Genomic DNA, 556 nt, shown 5'->3' with positions numbered 1-556 from the left:
AGGCCGTGCTGGCGGCGGACCGGATCGTCCTGCCCGGGCAGGGGGCGTTCGCGGACTGCGCGGCGGGGCTTGCGGCGCAACCGGGCCTGCGTGACGCCATCATCGCCGCGACCGACGCGGGCACGCCGTTCCTTGGCATCTGTGTGGGCATGCAGCTTATGGCGATGCGCGGGCGCGAACATGGGGTTACGCCGGGCTTTGGCTGGATCGCGGGTGACATCACCCTGATGTCCGCGCCCGGCCTGCGCCTGCCGCAGATGGGCTGGAACCAGTTGGACTTCACGCCGGGCGCGCATCCCCTGACGGAAGGGCTGTCGCCCGATGCCCATGGCTATTTCGTCCATTCCTATGCGCTGAGCGGCCATGACCCGGCGACGCTGGTGGCGACGACGGATTATGGCGGGGCGGTGCCTGCCATCGTCGCGCGCGGCAACCGCGCGGGCACGCAGTTCCATGTGGAGAAAAGCCAGAAGGTCGGCCTGCGCATCCTGGCGAATTTCCTGCGCTGGTCCCCCACCCCCGCCATGGACGCGGCATAAGGGGCCAGCATGAACAC

General features: G+C 69.4%; 1 protein-coding gene. It reads left to right on the top strand.

The features are described from left to right. The coding region (hisH, locus tag HNH97_RS17085) for an imidazole glycerol phosphate synthase subunit HisH (RefSeq protein ID WP_171791685.1) at positions 1 to 539 on the top strand (539 nt) is incomplete at its 5' end. Positions 540 to 556 lie beyond the last annotated feature (17 nt).

This window comes from Gluconacetobacter entanii (assembly GCF_013155425.1).
GTDB classification, from domain to species: domain Bacteria; phylum Pseudomonadota; class Alphaproteobacteria; order Acetobacterales; family Acetobacteraceae; genus Novacetimonas; species Novacetimonas entanii.
Note: the sequence above shows the minus strand (reverse complement) of the source record. Positions and strands in the feature narration are given on the sequence as shown.